This window comes from Nocardia sp. NPDC058497, assembly GCF_042720195.1.
Classification (GTDB): domain Bacteria; phylum Actinomycetota; class Actinomycetes; order Mycobacteriales; family Mycobacteriaceae; genus Nocardia.
The window spans coordinates 1-1,518 of sequence record NZ_JBHXMY010000929.1; the positions used below are offsets into that span (position 1 = coordinate 1).

Annotated in this window: 2 protein-coding genes; both read right to left on the minus strand. The window is 64.1% G+C overall.

Annotated features, from left to right (window positions below; genetic code table 11):
- Positions 1 to 323: 323 nt before the first annotated feature.
- Positions 324 to 560, minus strand: a complete 237-nt coding sequence (locus ACFWPJ_RS32545; protein WP_378857319.1) for a hypothetical protein — start codon at positions 558 to 560, stop codon at positions 324 to 326.
- A 2-nt stretch (positions 561 to 562) separates the two neighbouring features.
- Entirely contained in the window at positions 563 to 1,399 is an 837-nt protein-coding gene (locus tag ACFWPJ_RS32550) for an Eco29kI family restriction endonuclease (RefSeq protein ID WP_378857321.1), read from the minus strand.
- Positions 1,400 to 1,518: the final 119 nt, after the last annotated feature.

A 1,518-nucleotide genomic window follows, 5' to 3' on the forward strand; every position in this document is an offset into this window, starting at 1 on the left:
GAACTGGGCACGGTTCCTTTGCCCGATTCGATCGCGGTGCAGCCGCCGCCGGTGTCGACGATCGCGCCGACCGTGTCGAAGCGGCTCTTCAGTGATGCCAGTTCGGGCGCGTAGATTCGCGCAAGGCGCGCCTCGTAGGCGGCGATGTCGGCATCTCGGTCAGTCATCGTGATCAGCTCCTCGTCCTGGTTTGAAGTTCGGCGGTTAGATCGTCGGGAAGTGTTACTCGCGACCAATCAGGTCTCCTGGTGTTAGCGGCCGCCCTTGCTAGCCAGCGCCGCTGACTGAGACCGTCCTGCGAAGCGGCCATCCCGGTTGGTGTCTCATCGCGGCTCTCCTGTCGAATCCGGCACTCCGGACGCGGGAGTCGTCATCATCCGGCGGCGGACGGCTGGCAGTTCGGCACGGGCGTCCTTGTGCATCGTTCCGAGGGCTCGAATGATCGCGGGTCGGTCCTTGGGGCGGGTGCCGCGCAGCGCGTAGAAGAACATGCCCCCGCGCACCAGGGCCGCGAGTGTGGTCGGGATGCCGACAATCGCGGCGGCCATGGTCCAGTCCATCGTCATATCCCGACCGCCGTCTCAAACGCGCGTGAGAAGTGTTCCCGGGCGAGGGTCTCCAATCCCTCGACCGAGTATCCGTCCTTGAGTGGCTCGGCCCACGGGCGACCAGGATGCAGTGTGTCCCACGCTGATCTAACAGCTCGTCGATTGCCGCCGATGGCATTGGCGCCGAATCCGCGAATAGCGGAGTTCCAGACCGGCGCGGACCGCGACATGACCGAATCGATCGCCGGGATCGCCCACATCTCATCCACCACAAGGCATCTGAACGAGAAGTCTCGAACGAACAGTGGGTGCTTGATCGTCGGTGTGGTGTGTCGCTCGACCGCTTCGATGCTCTGGGCATGGCTTCTGATACGGCGGGTCAACGCCGGCGAACTGGATGCCGAGAGTGTCTCGTTACTCGCGCGAGCCCGGGCGTGGACCGTTCCGACATAGATCGGGCGGGTCGGATCGCCGCCAGCGATCGGGCCGTACAGCTCATCGCCCCCCGAGTAGTAGAGGCAATACAGACCGGAACCGTTGAAGGGCTCGAACTGCCCGAGCGGTTGGGCTGGTGCCGAGAACAGCGCGTTGACAACGCTCGCGACCAGGTTGGCCTTGTCGAGTGGGTCGAATCCGGCTGGAACGTGGCGAACGACCGAATCCGGCATCGGCGCGGATCGACCGGCCGAACCGGCTCGTGGTTCGAAGTACTCCCTGATCTCGCTCTCCAGGAAGACCGGACCGCTCCTCAGCTCCTCGACTGGCATGGGGAAGGAGTCGTCGCGATTCCGCATGTTGGAGATCGCCTGTCGGCTCACCCGCGCGTACTCGGCGATCTCGGCGACACCCATAAGCCGGGGCGCTCGGGGCTCCCGGTCTGCGGCTATCACCCCAGCAACCTCCGTGTGTGTACATACGACAAGATATCTGTGTACGCACGACAATACCGCTGGTGTGAATGGACGTCAAC